The 19,185-nt window shown below is 60.5% G+C and carries 15 protein-coding genes; 10 read left to right on the forward strand and 5 right to left on the reverse strand.

Annotated elements, in window-relative coordinates:
• Nucleotides 1-89: 89 nt before the first annotated feature.
• From PSH91_RS24305 to PSH91_RS24350, 10 genes are all read left to right on the forward strand, one after another.
• Nucleotides 90-551, forward strand: coding sequence for an Lrp/AsnC family transcriptional regulator (locus PSH91_RS24305; RefSeq protein ID WP_024779396.1), 462 nt, complete (start codon nucleotides 90-92; stop codon nucleotides 549-551).
• A 274-nt stretch (nucleotides 552-825) separates the two neighbouring features.
• Complete coding sequence (locus PSH91_RS24310) at nucleotides 826-2,508, forward strand: NAD(P)/FAD-dependent oxidoreductase (protein WP_305466880.1); 1,683 nt, start codon at nucleotides 826-828, stop codon at nucleotides 2,506-2,508.
• A gap of 12 nt (nucleotides 2,509-2,520) precedes the next feature.
• Nucleotides 2,521-3,315, forward strand: a complete 795-nt coding sequence (locus PSH91_RS24315; RefSeq protein ID WP_173406483.1) for a carbon-nitrogen hydrolase family protein — start codon at nucleotides 2,521-2,523, stop codon at nucleotides 3,313-3,315.
• A gap of 55 nt (nucleotides 3,316-3,370) precedes the next feature.
• Nucleotides 3,371-5,809 carry a pyrroloquinoline quinone biosynthesis protein PqqF gene (gene pqqF, locus PSH91_RS24320; protein ID WP_305466881.1) on the forward strand — a complete coding sequence of 813 codons (2,439 nt, stop codon included), beginning with the start codon at nucleotides 3,371-3,373 and terminating at the stop codon, nucleotides 5,807-5,809.
• 171 nt (nucleotides 5,810-5,980) lie between these two features.
• The gene (pqqA, locus tag PSH91_RS24325; RefSeq protein ID WP_003177660.1) at nucleotides 5,981-6,055 is read left to right on the forward strand and encodes a pyrroloquinoline quinone precursor peptide PqqA; all 75 of its coding nucleotides are present in this window, start codon (nucleotides 5,981-5,983) and stop codon (nucleotides 6,053-6,055) included.
• Between the two features lie 81 nt (nucleotides 6,056-6,136).
• A complete protein-coding gene (gene pqqB / locus PSH91_RS24330) occupies nucleotides 6,137-7,048 on the forward strand; it encodes a pyrroloquinoline quinone biosynthesis protein PqqB (RefSeq protein WP_047228104.1) in 912 nt (303 codons plus the stop codon).
• Nucleotides 7,049-7,258: 210 nt separating this feature from the next.
• Nucleotides 7,259-8,011 carry a pyrroloquinoline-quinone synthase PqqC gene (gene pqqC, locus PSH91_RS24335; protein ID WP_047228105.1) on the forward strand — a complete coding sequence of 251 codons (753 nt, stop codon included), beginning with the start codon at nucleotides 7,259-7,261 and terminating at the stop codon, nucleotides 8,009-8,011.
• Nucleotides 8,008-8,283, forward strand: a complete 276-nt coding sequence (gene pqqD, locus PSH91_RS24340) for a pyrroloquinoline quinone biosynthesis peptide chaperone PqqD (protein WP_047228106.1) — start codon at nucleotides 8,008-8,010, stop codon at nucleotides 8,281-8,283. Before pqqC ends, pqqD begins: the two co-directional genes overlap by 4 nt.
• Nucleotides 8,255-9,424 (forward strand): pyrroloquinoline quinone biosynthesis protein PqqE, encoded by a 1,170-nt coding sequence (gene pqqE / locus PSH91_RS24345; protein WP_173406480.1) that lies wholly within the window; start codon nucleotides 8,255-8,257, stop codon nucleotides 9,422-9,424. The genes pqqD and pqqE overlap by 29 nt, the downstream gene beginning before the upstream one ends.
• Entirely contained in the window at nucleotides 9,390-11,219 is a 1,830-nt protein-coding gene (locus PSH91_RS24350; protein ID WP_305466882.1) for a S9 family peptidase, read from the forward strand. The genes pqqE and PSH91_RS24350 overlap by 35 nt, the downstream gene beginning before the upstream one ends.
• A 70-nt stretch (nucleotides 11,220-11,289) precedes the next feature.
• Here the strand turns inward: PSH91_RS24350 and PSH91_RS24355 are convergent, their stop codons facing one another.
• From PSH91_RS24355 to PSH91_RS24375, 5 genes are all read right to left on the reverse strand, one after another.
• A complete protein-coding gene (locus tag PSH91_RS24355; protein ID WP_038436734.1) occupies nucleotides 11,290-11,448 on the reverse strand; it encodes a YqaE/Pmp3 family membrane protein in 159 nt (52 codons plus the stop codon).
• 332 nt (nucleotides 11,449-11,780) lie between these two features.
• A complete protein-coding gene (locus PSH91_RS24360; protein ID WP_047228108.1) occupies nucleotides 11,781-13,559 on the reverse strand; it encodes an acyl-CoA dehydrogenase C-terminal domain-containing protein in 1,779 nt (592 codons plus the stop codon).
• 219 nt (nucleotides 13,560-13,778) lie between these two features.
• Nucleotides 13,779-15,575 carry an acyl-CoA dehydrogenase C-terminal domain-containing protein gene (locus tag PSH91_RS24365; RefSeq protein WP_047228109.1) on the reverse strand — a complete coding sequence of 599 codons (1,797 nt, stop codon included), beginning with the start codon at nucleotides 15,573-15,575 and terminating at the stop codon, nucleotides 13,779-13,781.
• Nucleotides 15,576-15,666: 91 nt separating this feature from the next.
• Complete coding sequence (locus tag PSH91_RS24370; protein ID WP_047228110.1) at nucleotides 15,667-16,956, reverse strand: GGDEF domain-containing protein; 1,290 nt, start codon at nucleotides 16,954-16,956, stop codon at nucleotides 15,667-15,669.
• A 334-nt stretch (nucleotides 16,957-17,290) separates the two neighbouring features.
• The gene (locus PSH91_RS24375; RefSeq protein ID WP_047228111.1) at nucleotides 17,291-19,096 is read right to left on the reverse strand and encodes a phenylacyl-CoA dehydrogenase; all 1,806 of its coding nucleotides are present in this window, start codon (nucleotides 19,094-19,096) and stop codon (nucleotides 17,291-17,293) included.
• Nucleotides 19,097-19,185 lie beyond the last annotated feature (89 nt).

Here is a 19,185-nt window from a genome sequence, read left to right on the forward strand (position 1 = left end):
GCATTCCCGAGCGCATCCCAATGGAGTAGGTGGCAAAGGCATGCGAGCCTGTAACATGCCAGCCACCGATATCCACGCCGGAGCCCATCTTGTCTGACACCCGCCCTCCCGTCCTCGACGAAATCGACCGCCAACTGATCGCCGCCCTGCAAATCAATGCCCGGGAAAGCGTCGCCATGCTCGCCCGACAATTGGGCATCGCCCGCACCACCGTGACTTCGCGGCTGGCACGGCTGGAAAAAACCAAGGTCATCACCGGGTACGGCGTGCGTCTGGGGCAGCGGGTGATAGACGGCGGGTTACAGGCTTACGTCGGCATCAAGGTTCAACCGCGCTCCGGCAAGGACGTGCTGCGGCGCTTGAGTGCGATGGCCCAGGTCCAGCAACTGTGTGCGGTCAGCGGCGAATTCGACTATGTGGCCTGGCTGCGCACGGATTCACCGGAGCAGCTGGATCAGTTACTGGATCAGATTGGCAGTGTGGATGGGGTGGAGAAAACCACCACTTCGATCATCCTCAGCAGCAAGATCGATCGGGGGCAGCCGGTCTAGAGGGGTGCGACTTACCTGTCAGAGCGGGCTTGCTCACGAAGACCCGAGCACAGCCAGCCTCCCCAGTAACCGCCCACCGCCTTCACCAGAATACCCATACTCACCAGGCTCAGACTCGTCATTACGACTAACCAACGCATCAAAATGACTGATAACAATCCAGAACGACGACACATTGCGTCTTATTAACGTGTTTCACCCTCTCTAGAATGGCTGGCATCTTTCCTATACTCAGACGCGAAAGCCGCGTCGAGTCGCCCAATCAAGGTCAGCCATGAACAAGAACAATCGCCACCCAGCAGACGGCAAGAAGCCCATCACCATTTTCGGGCCGGACTTTCCTTTCGCTTTTGACGACTGGATCGAGCATCCCGCCGGCCTGGGCAGTATTCCCGCCCACAACCACGGGGCAGAAGTCGCGATTGTCGGTGCCGGGATCGCCGGTCTGGTGGCGGCCTACGAGTTGATGAAGCTGGGCCTCAAGCCGGTGGTTTACGAAGCGTCGAAAATGGGTGGGCGCCTGCGCTCACAAGCGTTCAACGGCGCCGAGGGTGTCGTTGCCGAGTTGGGGGGCATGCGGTTTCCGGTGTCGTCCACGGCGTTCTATCACTACGTCGACAAACTGGGCCTGGAGACCAAACCGTTTCCCAACCCTTTGACCCCGGCCTCGGGCAGCACGGTCATCGATCTGGAAGGCCAGACCTACTACGCACAAAAGTTGGCCGACCTGCCGGCATTGTTCCAGGAAGTGGCCGACGCCTGGGCCGATGCGCTGGAGGACGGTTCGCGCTTCGGCGATATCCAGCAGGCGATTCGCGACCGCGACGTGCCACGCCTCAAGGAACTGTGGAACACCCTGGTCCCCCTGTGGGACGACCGCACTTTTTACGACTTCGTCGCCACGTCCAAGGCGTTTGCCAAACTCTCGTTCCAGCACCGTGAAGTGTTCGGCCAGGTGGGTTTCGGCACCGGCGGCTGGGACTCGGACTTTCCCAATTCGATGCTGGAAATTTTCCGCGTGGTGATGACCAATTGCGACGATCATCAGCATCTGGTGGTCGGTGGCGTCGAGCAGGTGCCCCATGGCATCTGGAAGCATGTGCCGGAGCGCTGCGCGCACTGGCCAGAAGGTACCAGCCTCAACTCCTTGCACCTGGGCGCCCCGCGCAGCGGTGTGAAGCGCATCGCGCGCGCCGACGATGGCCGGTTCAGCGTGACCGACGTGTGGGACAACACCCGCGAATATGCCGCGGTGCTGGTCACCTGCCAAAGCTGGCTGCTGACCACTCAGATCGAATGCGAAGAGGCGCTGTTCTCGCAAAAAATGTGGATGGCCCTGGACCGCACCCGCTACATGCAATCGTCGAAGACTTTCGTGATGGTCGACCGGCCCTTCTGGAAGGACAAGGATCCGGAAACCGGCCGCGACCTGATGAGCATGACCCTCACTGACCGCCTCACCCGTGGCACCTATTTGTTCGACAATGGCGATGACAAGCCGGGGGTCATTTGCCTGTCGTACTCGTGGATGAGCGATGCGCTGAAAATGCTCCCCCATCCGGTGGAAAAACGCGTGAAGCTGGCGCTCGACGCTTTGAAGAAGATTTATCCCAAGGTGGACATCGCCGCACGGATCATCGGCGATCCGATCACCGTCTCCTGGGAAGCCGACCCGCATTTCCTCGGCGCATTCAAAGGTGCTCTGCCCGGCCACTATCGCTACAACCAGCGCATGTACGCCCATTTCATGCAGGACGGCATGCCGGCCGAACAGCGAGGGATCTTTATCGCCGGCGATGACGTCTCATGGACACCGGCCTGGGTTGAGGGCGCGGTACAAACCTCACTCAATGCCGTGTGGGGAATCATGAAGCACTTCGGCGGTGAAACTCACCCCGAGAACCCGGGGCCAGGTGACGTGTTCGACGAAATCGGTCCGATCGCCCTGCCCGAATAAAAGGAGTTTTTGATGCGTGTAGCCCTTTACCAATGTTCACCGCTGCCGCTGGACCCGGCCGCCAACCTGCAACGCCTGCATCAGGTGGCGCTGGAGGCCAGGGGCGCCGATGTGTTGGTGTTGCCGGAAATGTTCCTGACCGGCTACAACATTGGCGTCGACGCGGTGAATGTATTGGCCGAGGTCTACAACGGCGAATGGGCGCAGCAGATCGCTCGCATCGCCAAGGCGGCCAGTCTGGCGATCGCCTATGGCTACCCGGAACGCAGCGAAGATGGGCAGATTTACAACGCGGTGCAACTGATCGACGCCCACGGCGAACGCCTGGCAAATTATCGAAAGAGTCACCTGTTTGGCGATCTGGACCACGCGATGTTCAGCGCTGGCGATAGCGAGCTGCCCATCGTCGAGCTTAACGGCTGGAAGCTCGGCTTTCTGATCTGCTATGACCTGGAGTTTCCGGAAAACGCCCGGCGCCTGGCCCTGGCCGGCGCCGAACTGATCCTGGTGCCCACCGCCAACATGCAGCCCTATGAGTTCATCGCCGATGTCACCGTGCGCGCCCGAGCCATCGAGAACCAGTGTTTTGTGGCTTACGCCAACTATTGCGGTCATGAAGGTGAATTGCAGTACTGCGGGCAAAGCAGCATCGCCGCCCCGGATGGCAGCCGCCCTGCCCTTGCCGGGCTGGACGAGGCCTTGATCGTGGGGGAACTGGATCGGCAACTGATTGAGGATTGCCGTGCGGCCTACAACTACCTGCATGACCGCCGCCCTGAGCTTTACGACGACTTGAACAAACACTGATTGAGAACGCTCCCTAATCCGCTAGCATGAGCGCTTCTCTGTTCTGGAAACGCTCATGTCGGCCGTCGATTCCTTCTGCCCCCACACTGAAACCCTGGCCAACGGCTTGCGAGTGACATTGCGCCATGTCCCCGGCCTCAAGCGCAGCGCTGCGGTGCTGCGGGTGGCGGTCGGCAGCCATGATGCGCCGCTCGCCTGGCCGGGACTGGCGCACTTGCTCGAACATCTTTTCTTCCTCGGCACTGAGCGGTTTCCCACAGAGCAGAACCTGATGACCTACGTGCAACGGCATGGCGGCCAGGTCAATGCCCGCACCAGCGATCGCACCACCGATTTCTTCTTCGAATTACCACCGGCTGCCTTTGCCGGCGGTCTGGAGCGACTCGGGGACATGCTCTCCCATCCGCGCCTGGATGAAACTGTCCAATTGCGCGAGCGAGAAGTGCTGCACGCGGAATTCATCGCCTGGTCTCAGGACCCCACGGCCCAGCGACAAGTGGCCCTGCACGAAGGACTGTCCGCAGCTCATCCACTGCGAGGTTTCCATGCGGGTAATCGCGACAGCCTCGCGGTGCAGCGGGCCGAGTTCCAAATGGCACTGCAAGACTTTTATCGAAGGTTCTACCAGAGCGGCCAAATGACGCTGAGTCTGGCGGGCCCGCAAAGCATCGAAGCCATGAAGGCACTGGCCGAGCAGTTCAGCGGCGATGTGCCTGCGGGTGAAGCGGTCACCCGACAGCCGGCGCCAGAGCTGATGGCATCGCACCAGTCCGGTTATCAACAGGTCAGCCCAGGACGTCTCGATCTGCTGTACGCCTTCGAAGGTTTGCCCGTCGCCTCGCCGCAAACCATGGATTTTCTCTGCACATGGCTGAATAACAGCAAACCGGGGGGCCTGCTCGCCACCTTGCGTCAACGCGGTCTGGCTGACAGCCTCAAGGCATCGGCGCTGTACGAGTTTGCCGAGCAGGCGCTGTTGCACATCGAGTTCAAACTCGACAACGATCACGCACTGAACGACATTCAGCCATTGCTGCACGATTGGTTGGGATTTTTCGCCGCCCAGGACGACTGGGCGCCCTTGCGCGATGAGTTCAGCGCCCGCCTGCAACGTCGGCAGGAGACCGCGACGGCGTTGCAACTGGCCCGTTGGGACAATGAAGAACGTGATGTTCAACTGTCGGAAAACGATCTGTCGCGGCTCAGGGAAATTCTCAAGCAATTGCACCCGGCGGAGCACGTCACCGGGCAATGGCAACTGCCCGCGCCCAACCCGTTCCTGCAAACGGCAAGCGAACCACCCCGTACCGGGTTGATACGCGGCCAGACCAGCGCCCATCGCGGTCTGCGCACCTTCGCCCAGGACCGCTCCCGGGGCCGGCGGGAACGTTCCCCCATGCAGTTCAGCCAAGGGCTGGCGGACAACACCTCGCAAGGCGCGGTGTATCTGCGCTGGCGCCTGGCGACGCTGCCCCCGCTCGACCTCTCGGCCAGGCTTGATCGGCACCTGCAGGATCTGCGTGAAGATGCGCAGCAGGCCGGCGTGGAAGTCACCTTTGAGCCCTGCGCCGACCAATGGCTGCTGAAGCTGGTTGGCCTGCAGGCACCGATGCCCTTGGTGCTCGAGCACATCCTGACGAAGCTGGGACAACCACTGCCGCCGGCGCCAGCGAAGAGCGAACCTGCACTGATACCGATTCGACACCTGTTGAAGGAGCTGCCGATTCATTGCCAGCAAAACTCCTCATCGTCAGCCTTGGCGCTGCCCGATCGCGACAACAGCGTGTGGACGACGGCGCATTGGGACGCACTGGCCATCGGTCTCTCGGCCGCCACCCAGGGAGCAATGGGCCCGGTGCTGGCCCGGGTGCCCGGCATTGCCGGCCAGCAAGCCCAACCGACCTCCCCTTGCCGGCAGCCGATCTGGCACACCCTTCAGACCCACGGCGACGAACAGGCCGTGTTGTTGTTTTGTCCCACGCCTACCCGAGCCCTGCACGACGAAGCCGCATGGCGGTTACTGGCACAGCTGTGTCAAACAGCGTTTTACCAGCGCCTGCGGGTCGAGTTGCAGTTGGGTTACGCAGTGTTCAGCGGTGTGAAGCAGATCGATGGGCAGACCGGTTTGTTGTTCGGTGTCCAATCACCCAGCGCCTCGGCGGCCCAGTTGATCGCCCATATCGACCAGTTCCTGAGCGGCCTGCCGGACCGTCTCCAGCAGCTCGACGATTCGACGCTGGCCAGTCAGCAGCAGGCCCTCGCCGCCCAGTTCCAGAGCGCCGCCCTACCCTGCGCCCAAGCGGCCGAACTGCTCTGGCAGGGCAAACTCGCTGGCCATCCGTCGGATTATCTAGAGCAATTGTCCGACGCCATCATGCGTGTGAATCGAGAACAGCTGATGGACGCCGTGGGGCATCTGACTAGCGCCGAAAGTGCACGCTACTGCCTGACCAATGGAGCCTGCCCTGGAGAGCCCTGGCACGCGGTGCCGTGATCATTACAGTCTGTGCAATGAGCTTTCTTGGAGAATTGCAGCCAACGAATATGTCAGATTTAGTAACATAGCCGCCTAAGCATCTGAACATCTCCCTTCGGAGGTGGACTATATGTATAGGTCTCAACCGACCCATCCTGATGACAGCATCCCACCTAAAGGAGTATTTCCATGTCTTGGTCCAAACCCGCATATATCGACCTGCGTATCGGTTTCGAAGTCACCATGTACTTCGCCAGCCGTTGATTGCTGCAGGCGGTTGAACGCGCAGCACAACGCCTCGGTCAGCCGGGGCGTTTTTTATTTCGGTTTGCAGATGGAGCGGCCATGTTTGTCCAGATTCTAGGTTCCGCCGCCGGCGGCGGTTTCCCCCAGTGGAATTGCAACTGCGCCAATTGCGCAGGTTTTCGCAACGGCAGCCTGCGAGCCCAGGCACGCACTCAGTCGTCCATCGCGATTTCCGATGATGGCGTGAACTGGGTGCTGTGCAATGCCTCCCCGGACATTCGCGCCCAGCTCCAAGGATTCGCCCCGATGCAACCGGGTCGGGCACTGCGGGACACCGGTATCGGCGCCATCATTCTGATGGACAGCCAGATCGACCACACCACCGGCCTGCTCAGCCTGCGCGAAGGCTGCCCGCATCAAGTCTGGTGCACCGACATGGTCCATGAAGACCTGAGCACCGGTTTTCCGCTGTTCAACATGCTGACCCACTGGAACGGCGGGCTGAGCTGGAACCGCATCGAACTCGACCAGCCGTTCACCATCCCGGCCTGCCCGAACCTGCGCTTCACTCCCCTGCCGCTGCGCAGCGCCGCGCCGCCCTATTCACCGCACCGTTTCGATCCGCACCCAGGCGACAACATCGGCCTGATCGTCGAAGACCTGCGCACCGGCGGCAAGCTGTTTTACGCCCCTGGCCTGGGCAAAGTCGACGAGCCTTTGCTGGAGATCATGGCCGGCAGCGATTGCCTGTTGGTGGACGGGACGATGTGGGACGACGATGAAATGCAGCGTCGTGGCGTCGGCACCCGCACCGGTCGCGAGATGGGCCATCTGGCACAGAACGGGCCTGGCGGGATGATCGAAGTGCTGGAGCAACTGCCCGAGCCGCGCAAGGTCCTTATTCATATCAACAATACCAACCCGATCCTCGACGAAGACTCGCCCGAGCGGGCCGAGCTTGTACGTCGAAAGATTGAAGTGGCTTACGACGGAATGAGTATTGAGTTGTAGGACGGGCGCGACGATTGTGGGAGTGGGTGTGCGCTGAGTCAGCCAATCGCTGATGGCTGATGAGACGCCATCGCGAGCAGGCTCGCCCCACAGAAGTTTGAGTCGTACCGGATATTTCATGCGTTACAGATCAAGTGTGGCAGCGAGCCTGCTCGCGATGGGGCCAACCCTGACGCCACAGAATCCACGGGAATTGCCCGGAGAACCGCAATGACTGACACCCCCCTGTCCCCCGCCGAGTTCGAAGCGGCCCTGCGTGCCAAGGGTGCGTATTACCACATCCATCACCCGTATCACGTGGCGATGTATGAGGGCCGCGCCACTCGCGAGCAGATCCAGGGCTGGGTCGCGAACCGTTTTTACTATCAGGTGAACATCCCGCTCAAGGATGCCGCGATCCTGGCCAACTGCCCGGACCGGGAAATCCGCCGCGAGTGGATCCAGCGCCTGCTCGACCATGACGGCGCGCCCGGCGAAGACGGCGGCATCGAAGCCTGGTTGCGGCTGGGTCAGGCGGTTGGCCTGGATCCCGATCAACTGCGCTCCCAGGAACTGGTGCTGCCGGGCGTGCGCTTCGCGGTGGATGCCTACGTCAACTTCGCCCGCCGCGCCTCTTGGCAGGAAGCCGCCAGCAGCTCCCTGACCGAAATGTTCGCACCGCAGATCCATCAGTCGCGCCTGGACAGCTGGCCGCAGCATTACCCCTGGATCGACCCCGCCGGCTACGAATATTTCCGCACCCGCCTGGGCCAGGCCCGGCGTGACGTGGAGCACGGCCTGGCGATTACCTTGCAGCATTACACCACCCGCGAAGGCCAGGAGCGCATGCTGGAGATTCTCCAGTTCAAACTGGACATCCTCTGGAGCATGCTCGATGCCATGAGCATGGCCTACGAATTGAACCGCCCGCCCTATCACAGCGTGACCGGGCAACGGGTGTGGCACAAAGGAATTACCTTATGAGTTTCGATCGCAGCAAGACCCCACGCTGGCGCCCCGGCTATCGTTTCCAGTACGAGCCGGCACAGAAGGGCCACGTGCTGCTCTATCCTGAAGGCATGATCAAGCTCAACGACAGCGCTTCGCTGATTGGCGGCCTGATCGACGGTGAACGGGATGTGGCCGCCATCATTGGCGAGTTGGCCAAACAGTTCCCCGACGTGCCGGAACTCGGTGACGACATCGAGCAATTCATGGAGGTCGCCCGTGCAGAGCATTGGATCGAACTTGTCTGACGCCACAAGCCTGCCGCCCAAGCCTGAAGTCGGCCTGCCGCTGTGGCTGCTGGCCGAGCTGACCTACCGTTGCCCGTTGCAATGCCCGTACTGCTCCAATCCGCTGGACTTCGCCGAACAGGGCAAGGAGCTGAGTACCGAGCAGTGGTTCAAGGTGTTTCGCGAGGCGCGTGAGATGGGCGCCGCGCAATTGGGCTTTTCCGGCGGCGAGCCGCTGGTGCGCCAGGACCTGGCCGAACTGATCGCCGAGGCGCGCAGGCTGGGTTTCTACACCAACCTGATCACCTCTGGCATCGGCTTGACCGAGCAGAAAATCAGCGATTTCAAAAAGGCCGGCCTCGACCACATCCAGATCAGTTTCCAGGCCAGCGACGAACAGGTGAACAACCTGCTGGCCGGTTCAAAGAAAGCCTTCGCGCAAAAACTGGAAATGGCCCGGGCGGTCAAGGCCCACGGCTATCCGATGGTGCTGAACTTCGTCACCCATCGACACAACATCGACAAGATCGACCGCATTATCGAGCTGTGCATCGCCCTTGAAGCCGACTTCGTCGAACTCGCCACCTGCCAGTTCTACGGTTGGGCACAGCTCAACCGCGTCGGCCTGCTGCCCACCCGGGAACAACTGGTGCGTGCCGAACGTATCACCAACGAATACCGCGCCAAACTGGAAGCCCAAGGGCATCCGTGCAAGTTGATCTTCGTCACCCCGGACTATTATGAAGAACGCCCCAAGGCCTGCATGAACGGCTGGGGCAGCATTTTCCTGACCGTCACGCCGGACGGCACCGCATTGCCCTGTCACGGCGCCCGTCAGATGCCCGTGCAATTTCCCAACGTGCGTGACCACAGCATGCAGCACATCTGGTACGACTCGTTCGGCTTCAATCGTTTCCGCGGCTATGACTGGATGCCCGAGCCGTGCCGCTCGTGTGATGAAAAAGAAAAGGACTTCGGCGGCTGTCGCTGCCAGGCGTTCATGCTCACGGGCGATGCGAGCAATGCCGACCCGGTGTGCAGCAAATCCGAGCATCACGGGATGATTCTTCAGGCTCGGGAAGACGCCGAGCATGCCACTCAGACGATTGAACAACTGGCCTTTCGCAATGAACGAAACTCACGCCTCATCGCCAAAGGCTGATTCTTTCAGCGCAGCCCAGGCCGTTGCGGCAGGCATCGACTTCGCTGAGCTGCAAGCCGGGCCCCTTGGACTGTTCTGGAATCAATACCGTCCCGAAGACGGTGCCTGCCGGATCTGGCATTGGCAGGATGCCAAGGCCCGATGCCTGACCCCGGACGGGTTCAGTGTCCGCAGCCGGGTTTATGAATACGGCGGCGGTTCGTTCTGCCTGAGCGACGACGGTGTGCTGTTCGTCAATGAGGCCGATCAGCAGGTGTATCACCAGTCGCTGGCCGGCGAACAGCCCGTGGCGCTGACCTCAAGTGATTGTCGATATGGCGATCTTCACTTCGCTTGCGGCCAGGTGCTGGCGGTGGAGGAGCAGGCCAATCAGCATCGCCTGGTCTCGATCGGCCTGGCAGATCATCAACGACATCTGCTGGCCGAAGGTGCGGACTTCTATGCCGCGCCGACCTTGAGTCCGGATGGTCGACGGCTGGCCTGGATTGAGTGGAGCCGCCCCCATCAACCGTGGACGTCAACGAGACTGATGCTGGCCGAGCGCAACGCTGGCGCCTGGAATGAGCCGCGTTGCGTCGCGGGCAGCGGTCACGAGGAGTCCATTCAGCAACCGCGTTTTGATGATCGCAGTCGCCTCTATTGCCTGAGCGATCGTGACGGTTATTGGCAGCCCTGGACTGAATCCGCCGACGACCTGGAGCCGCTGCCCGCCGCCGAAGCCGATCACGCCCCAGCACCCTGGCAACTGGGCGGCTGTACGTGGCTGCCGCTGGGCGAACGCGATTACCTGGCGAGTTGGACCGAGGCGGGGTTCGGGCGACTGGGCCTCTGCCGCAGTGACGGCGTATCCGAGGATTTCACCGGCTCCTATTCGCGTTTTCGCAGCCTGGCACTCGATGAGCGGTTCATTTATGCCATCGCCGCTTCGCCAATCAGCCCGTCGGCGGTGATAGCCATTGAGCGGCAAAACCATGCAGTGGTGGTGCTCGCCGGTGGCGTTGCGCCGTTGCCCGTCGAACACATCAGTCGCCCCCGGACCCTGCGCTATCCCTCGGCTTCCAGCCAAGCCCATGGGTTCTTTTACCCGGCCATGAACGCCGAAGAGAAGCCGCCATTGGTGGTGTTCATCCATGGCGGACCGACCTCGGCGTGTTATCCCATCTTTGATCCGCGCATCCAGTACTGGACCCAGCGCGGCTTTGCCGTAGCCGATCTCAATTACCGCGGCAGCAGCGGTTATGGCCGGGCCTATCGACAGGCGCTGTATTTGAATTGGGGGGTGGTGGACGTCGAGGATGCCTGCGCGGTGGTCACGTACCTTGAGGAACAAGGCTTGATCAATGGCCGTCGCGCGTTCATTCGTGGCGGCAGTGCCGGCGGCTACACGACTCTTTGCGCCCTGGCGTTCCATGACGTGTTCCGCGCCGGCGCCAGTCTCTATGGTGTCAGCGACCCCGTCGCCCTGGGTCATGCCACGCACAAATTCGAAGGCGATTATCTGGATTGGTTGATCGGCGACCCGCAACAGGACGCCGAACGCTACCGGGACCGCACGCCACTGCTGCACGCTGATCAGATCCGCACCCCGGTGATATTTTTCCAGGGTGAACTGGATGCCGTGGTCGTGCCGCAGCAAACACGCGATATGGTCGAGGCATTGCAGAACAACGGAATCGCGGTAGAAGCGCATTACTACGCCGATGAGCGCCATGGCTTTCGCAAGGCGATCAACCAGGCTCATGCGCTGGAACATGAATGGTTGTTCTATCGCAGGGTGATGGATGGCCCCCTATAGGGCAAATGCAAAACCAAATGTGGGAGCGAGCCTGCTCGCTCCCACAGGGGATTTGTGCAAACCAACAAATTCAGCGCTTGGCGATGATGTACACCGCATGCACGATACCCGGGATGTAACCCAACAGAGTCAGCAGGATGTTGAGCCAGAATGCCCCGCCGAAGCCCACTTGCAGAAACACACCCAACGGCGGCAGCAGGATGGCGATGATGATTCGAATGATATCCATGGATGACTCCTGATTGGCGATGGCCACATTGCCATATAGCACATGGACACCCGACCGCTCGTCAGGGTTCAGTGAGAAGCCATCCAGAAGGGATAAAGCGCGGGAAGATAAAAACGCGGACAAAAGAAAACCCCGCCGAAGCGGGGCTTTGCAGACTGTTTCCCTGACATCCATTTCGCTCCGCCATCCTGGCAGAATCCTACGTGTCCGTGTTTTTGCTTTGCGCATCCTGCGCGACGTCCATGTGAAGTAGATTAGCTCTGGATCCAATCAGCCGATAGAGGGAAAACGCCAGCACGGCGTGTAAGCATTTGCTTACACGCCGTCAGATTTCAAAACTGCCCAGCGTCCAGCAGGAACAGTGACTCGCTACCCGCCTTCACCGAGGCACTCAGGGAGTGGATGCGCGGCAGCAGACGGGCGAAGTAGAACCGCGCCGTGCCCAGTTTGCTCGCATAGAAATCATCCTGCGCTTCTTTGCCCAAGGCCGCCTTGGCCATCAGTGCCCACATATAGGCGTAGGCGGTGTAGCCGAACGCCTGGAGGTATTCCACCGAAGCCGCGCCGATTTCGTTCGGGTTGCTTTTCGCCCGGTCCAGCAGCCATTCGGTCAGCTCATCCAGCGTACCGACAGCGTCGTTCAACGGCTTGGTGAACTCGGCCAGATCACTGCTCGCGGTAGCCGTGAAGTGGCGGATTTCGTCAGCGAACAGCTTGTAGAACACCCCGCCACTGCCGACGATCTTGCGCCCTACCAGGTCCAGCGCCTGGATACCGTTGGTGCCTTCGTAGATCTGGGTGATGCGCACGTCACGCACCAGTTGCTCCTGACCCCATTCGCGAATGTAGCCGTGGCCGCCGAAAATCTGCTGGCCATGGACAGTGGTTTCCAGTCCCAGATCAGTCAGGAACGCCTTCGCCACCGGGGTCAGCAAGGCCACCAGATCTTCGGCACGCTTGCGGGTGGCCGGGTCTTCGCTGAACTTGGCGGTGTCCAGTTGCATCGCCACGTAGGTGGAAAATGCCCGGCCACCTTCGTTCGAAGCTTTCATGGTCAGCAACATCCGGCGCACGTCCGGGTGGACGATGATCGGGTCAGCGACTTTGTCTTTGTTCTGCGCACCGGTTGGCGAACGACTTTGCAGGCGGTCACGGGCGTATTCGATGGCGTTCTGGTAGGAGCGCTCACCGGTGGCCAGGCCCTGGATACCCACACCCAAACGCTCGTAGTTCATCATGGTGAACATCGCCGCCAGGCCTTTGTTCGGCTCGCCGACCAGATAACCCACGGCGTCGTCGAAGTTCATCACACAGGTGGCGGACGCCTGGATGCCCATCTTGTGTTCGATCGACCCGCAATTGGCCGCGTTACGCGCCCCCAGGCTGCCGTCGGCATTGACCAGGAACTTGGGCACCAGGAACAGCGAGATGCCTTTAGGGCCTGCCGGTGCGTCCGGCAACTTTGCCAGCACCAGGTGGATGATGTTTTCGGTGAGGTCGTGTTCGCCGCCAGTAATGAAGATCTTGGTGCCGCTGACCTTGTAGGAACCATCGGCCTGAGGTTCGGCCTTGGTGCGAATGATGCCCAGGTCCGTACCGGCATGCGGCTCAGTCAGGCACATGGAACCAGCCCAGACGCCGGCGTACATGTTCGGCAGGTAGGCTGCTTTCAGCTCTTCACTGGCGTGAGCATTGATCGACAGGCAAGCCCCGGCGGTCAGCATGGGGTACAGGCCGAAGGACAGGCTGGCGGAGTTGACCATTTCTTCGACCTGAGCCGAAACAGCCTTGGGCATGCCCATGCCGCCGTAGGTCGGATCACCACCGACACCGACCCAGCCGCCTTCAGCGTAAGTCTTGTAGGCCTGTGGGAAACCGGCTGGCGTGGTGACGGCACCGTCAGCCCAGTGGCAACCTTCTTCGTCAGCTGCACGGCTGAGGGGGGCAACGCTTTTGCTGGTGACTTTGCCGGCTTCCTCAAGGATCGCCTCGACGGTTTCAGCGTCTACGGTCTCGGCCAGCGCCGGCAGTTGAGCCCAGAGCTTCGCGACCTCGAACACTTCATTGAGGACGAAGCGCATATCGCGCAGGGGCGCTTTGTAGTCAGCCATGGCAAACCTCGCAAGATCTAAACAATTGGTTCGTAAGAAAACGGTTTTTGCAGTGGCCTGAGTGTACCCCAACAACTTTTGCGACACATAGGGTCAGCCAGTGACTGTTTTGTTATTTTTAGTCACCAAAGAAAAGATCGCAGGCTTCGCCAGTTCCTACAGGGAATATGCGCACGTCTGTAGGCGCTGGCGAAGCCTGCGATCTTTGTCCCCCTCACATCAGAGGGCAAACAACTCCGCCGGCAGCTTCATCAAGCAATCGCTCCCCGCCTCAACCGCGGCCCGATGGGCAGCGGTCCTTGGCAGCAGGCGCTTGAAGTAAAACTCACAGGTCGCCAGTTTGCCCCGGCAGAAATCCGCATCACCTTCGCCTGCATCCAGTTGCGCCTGGGCCACCAACGCCATGCGCAACCACAGATAGGCCAGGATGATGTAACCGCTGTACATCAGATAGTCCACCGAAGCGGCGCCGACTTCATCGGGGTTCTTCATGGCCGCCATGCCAACCCGGGTGGTCAGTTCGCCCCATTGCTGGTTGAGCCCGTTGAGTTGCGCGACGTAATCCTTGAGCTGCGGATGTTCAGCGTTGGCGGCGCAGAACTTATGGACGATTTTGGTGAACCCTCGCAGCAACTTGCCCTGGCTGCCCAGCACCTTGCGCCCCAATAGATCCAAGGCCTGGATGCCGTTGGTGCCTTCATAGATCGGCGCAATACGGCAGTCGCGCACCAGCTGTTCCATGCCCCACTCACGAATGAAACCATGGCCGCCAAACACCTGCATGCCGTGGTTGGTTACTTCCAGGCCAGTATCGGTCATGAAAGCCTTGCAGATCGGGGTGAGGAACGCCAGCAGGTCTTCGGCCTCCTGGCGGGCGGTTTCGTCGCTGCTCAGGTGTGCGATATCCAGCAGTTGCGCGGTGAAGTAAGTCAGCGCCCGGTTGCCCTCGTTGAAGGCTTTCATGGTCAGCAACATCCGGCGCACATCGGGGTGGACGATGATCGGATCGGCGGCTTTTTCCGGCGCCTTGGGGCCGGTCAGCGAGCGCATCTGCAAACGGTCGTTGGCATATTTGATCGCGCCCTGGAAGCTCGCTTCCCCGAGGCACAGGCCCTGCATGCCGGTGCCCAGCCGGGCATGGTTCATCATGGTGAACATGCAGTTCAGACCCTTGTTCGGCTCGCCGATCAAGAATCCCTTGGCCCCGTCGAAATTAAGCACGCAGGTGGCGGACGCCTTGATGCCCATCTTGTGCTCGATCGAGCCGCAGGAGACGCCATTGCGCGGTCCCGCTTCGCCACTGGCGTCTGGCAGGAACTTGGGCACGATGAACAGCGAGATACCTTTGGTCCCGGCAGGCGCATCCGGCAGTTTGGCGAGCACCAAGTGAATGATGTTGTCGCTCATGTCGTGTTCGCCGGCGGAAATGAAAATCTTGCTGCCGGTAATCGCGTAGCTGCCATCGGCCTGAGGCAAGGCTCGGGTCTTGATGATGCCCAGGTCCGTGCCGCAATGGGCTTCGGTGAGGCACATCGTGCCGGTCCATTGACCGGCCGTGAGCTTGGTGAGGTAGGCCTGTTTCTGCTCTTCGGTGCCGTGGGCATGAATGGCCGACATCGCACCATGGGTCAGGCCCGGGTACATGCCCCAGGAGGTGTTGCTAGAGCCGACCATTTCGCTGATGACCAGGCCCAGGGAACTGGGCAATCCTTGGCCGCCGTAAGTCGGGTCCGCCGCCAGGCCGTGCCAGCCGCCCTCCACGTACTGTGCGAACGCCTGCTTGAAGCCTGTAGGCGTGGTGACCACGCCGTTGTCGAAATGGCAGCCTTCTTCGTCACCGGAGCGATTGAGCGGCGCCAGCACATTCTCACAGAACCTGGCGCCTTCCTCGAGGATCGCGCTGACCATGTCCGGGCTGGCATCGCTGGCGCCCAGTTCGGCATAGCGGCCAGGGAAATCGAAGACGTGATCGATCAGAAAGCGCATGTCGCGCAGCGGGGCTTTGTACTCGGGCATGGTGGTCTTCTCCGGTAACAGGTCGTTCAAACCTACTGCCGGCCACCGAGGCTCACAATCACAGTCCAGACGCTGAATGCGCCATCATCACTCAACCCGCGGCCGCTTCCATGCGCACCGCACCGCGACGGTTCTGCCCATAGGCAATCACACAGTTACGCCCGGCTCCCTTGGCGTTGTAGAGAGCCTGGTCAGCGGATTTGAGCACTTCTTCGGGGGTGCGCTGTTCGATGCGCTCGGCCACACCGATGCTGACCGTCACCGATACACTGGATGCCCCGGCACCGGCACGACGCTGGCGACCTTGTTGATCATCCTGGGGACGACTGTCGGGATTGCGTAGCTGGATGCTGTAGTTCGCGATGGATTCGCGAATGACTTCCAGATGAGGCATGCACTCTTCGATGGTTTTTCCTGCGAATACCAGCGCAAATTCCTCTCCACCGTAGCGATAAGCCCTACCGCCACCGCTGATTTTCGACAGTTTGCTGGCGACCAGACGCAACACCTGGTCGCCCACGTCGTGGCCGTGGGTGTCATTGAATTTCTTGAAATGGTCCACGTCGCTCATCGCCAAGACATAATTGCGACCCAGGCGCTGCATGCGCTCATTCAGTGCCCGACGCCCCGGCAGGCCGGTCAGTTCGTCACGGAACGCCATCTGATAAGCCTCGTGGGCGACCGCCGCCGCGATCATCAGCATCACCTGGCTGCACATGATGTTCAGGGTGAATGGCAGGATGAAGGTCTTGGGCAACATCCAGAACACGCCGAGCAAACCCACCAATTGCGCGGCATGCAACGGTCGCGGATGGCGCCAGTATTGCCAGGCCAGCAACACAAAGGCGGCGATGAACACCGGGTAGGACAACTGGATCAGGCTCATCCAGGCACCGTGCAACGCTGGCCAGCGGATCTCCGAAAGCCACAACAGCAGTGCCTGGGGAAAACTTTGCTCCAGGGCCAGCGCCACGCTTCCAAAGATCAGCAGCACCGCGAACCGCGCCACCATGTCCTGGAACAAATGAGTCCGCTCCTGCCACGCGGCGAACAGGCCAAATAACAGCGGCAACAACAGGCAGACGAGGTGAAACACCACCGCTGCGTCATCGCGCACCTTGCCGTTGTCGCGATAGAAGTCGGTCTGGGTGTCCAGCAGGAAATAGGCGATGTACACCGTGATCATCAGAAACAGCTCACGCTGACGTCGGTAAACGGCGCAGTACGCCCCTCCGAGCAACAACACCAATGTAGGAAGAACGTTGAACAGGGAGGTGAAAAAGACATTGAGATCCTTGACGTAGGCAGCCGCAAGCCCCGCCAGCAATAGCACCAATGACGGTAGGAAATGACTGAGACGTACAGCGGAAGAACGCGGCAAGGGTAAAAGCTCCGACCCGGCTGATCAAAGATGGCATTGTGCCTGCTACTGGGGCATTAAGGCACGCGAGATGTGACAGATGTCACACTGCCATCCTTGTAACGGCAGGGGGGGATGTTTTCTTAGGGCTTTGTTGGATGAATGTTGTTCCACGATTGCCAACAACTCCTGTGGGAGCGAGCCTGCTCGCGATAGCGGTGGGTCAGCCCACAATGATGTTGGATATGCCGCCGTCATCGCGAGCTGGCTCGCTCCCACAGGGGTTGCGGTCAGGCGCAAAAAAGCCGCTGCTCCCGAAGGAAGCAACGGCTTTTTTAGAAGAACCGCGTAAGGCTTAGTAACCCAGTGCGAAGTCTTCTTCTTTCATGTCCATCAGGTTGTTGGCGCCCGACAACATGGTTGCCACGTGAGTGCGGGTGCGTGGCAGGATGCGCTGGAAGTAGAAGCGCGCGGTCTGCAGCTTGGCGGTGTAGAAAGCTTCTTCGGTGGTGCCGGCGGCGAGTTTTTCCGCCGCCAGGCGCGCCATGTCAGCCCAGAAGTAGGCCAGGCAGGCGTAACCGGAGTACATCAGGTAATCCACCGAGGCCGCGCCAACTTCTTCGCGGTCTTTCATGGCCGCCATACCGACCTTCATGGTCAGCTCGCCCCATTCCTTGTTCAGCGCAGCCAGAGGTTCTACGAACTCTTTGACCGCGTCGTTGCCTTCGTTGCTTTGGCAGAACTTGTGAACGATCTTGGTGAAGCCCTTGAGCGCTTCGCCCTGGGTCATCAGCACTTTGCGGCCCAGCAGGTCGAGGGCCTGGATGCCGGTGGTGCCTTCGTACAGCATCGAAATGCGGCTGTCGCGAACGTTCTGCTCCATGCCCCACTCGGCAATGAAACCGTGACCGCCATAAATCTGCACGCCGTGGTTGGCCGATTCGAAGCCGACTTCAGTCATGAACGCCTTGGCGATCGGCGTCATGAACGCCAGCAGTGCATCGGCTTTTTTCTTCTCTTCTTCATCGACGCCGTATTTGACGATGTCCACTTGCTTGGCGGTGAAGTAAACCATCGCCCGGTTACCTTCGGCGAAGGCCTTCATGGTCAGCAGCATGCGACGCACGTCGGGGTGCACGATGATCGGGTCGGCAGCCTTGTCCGGCGCTTTCGGGCCAGTCAGGGAACGCATTTGCAGACGGTCACGGGCGTACTTCAGGCCACCCTGGAAACCGATTTCGGCATGAGCCAGGCCTTGCAGCGCGGTGCCCAGGCGTGCGGTGTTCATGAAGGTGAACATGCAGTTCAAGCCTTTGTTCGCCGGGCCAATCAGGAAACCGGTGGCCGCGTCAAAGTTCATCACGCAAGTGGCGTTGCCGTGGATGCCCATCTTGTGTTCCAGCGAACCGCAGCTCACCGCATTGCGCTGACCGATGGAGCCGTCGGCGTTAGGCAGGAACTTGGGAACGATGAACAGCGAAATACCTTTGGTACCGGCCGGAGCGTCCGGCAGGCGTGCCAGAACGATATGGACGATGTTGTCGGCCATGTCGTGTTCGCCGGCCGAAATGAAGATCTTGGTGCCGCTGACCTTGTACGAACCGTCGGCCTGAGGCTCGGCCTTGGTGCGCAGCATGCCCAGGTCAGTGCCGCAGTGCGGCTCGGTCAGGCACATGGTCCCGGTCCATTCGCCGGAAACCAGCTTGGTCAGGTAGGCCTCTTGCTGCTCGGGCGTACCGTGCTCGGAAATAGTGTTCATCGCGCCATGGGACAGGCCTGGGTACATGCCCCACGACCAGTTGGCTTCGCCGACCATCTCGCTGACCGCCAGGCCCAGGGACTCCGGCAGGCCTTGACCACCATGCTCAACGTCGTGGGCCAGGCTTGGCCAGCCGCCTTCGACGAATTGCTTGTAGGCTTCCTTGAAGCCGCTCGGAGTCTTCACACCGGATTCGCTCCAGGTGCAGCCCTCGATGTCGCCCACACGGTTCAGCGGTGCCAGCACCTGCTCACAAAACTTGGCGCCTTCTTCGAGAATGGCGTCAACCATGTCTGGCGTTGCGTCCTGGCAAGCCGGAAGGCTCTGATAGTGCGCTTCATAGCCAAGCAGTTCGTCACGAACGAAGCGAATATCACGCAAGGGGGCCTTGTAGTCAGGCATAGCGATAAACCTCTGCTGATGTAACCGGGAATGAACGACCGCATGGATTTGTTGTGACGGTCAAACAGTTGTTTGAAACATACGTTTAC

Source organism: Pseudomonas sp. FP1154, assembly GCF_030687245.1.
Lineage (GTDB): Bacteria > Pseudomonadota > Gammaproteobacteria > Pseudomonadales > Pseudomonadaceae > Aquipseudomonas > Aquipseudomonas rhizophila.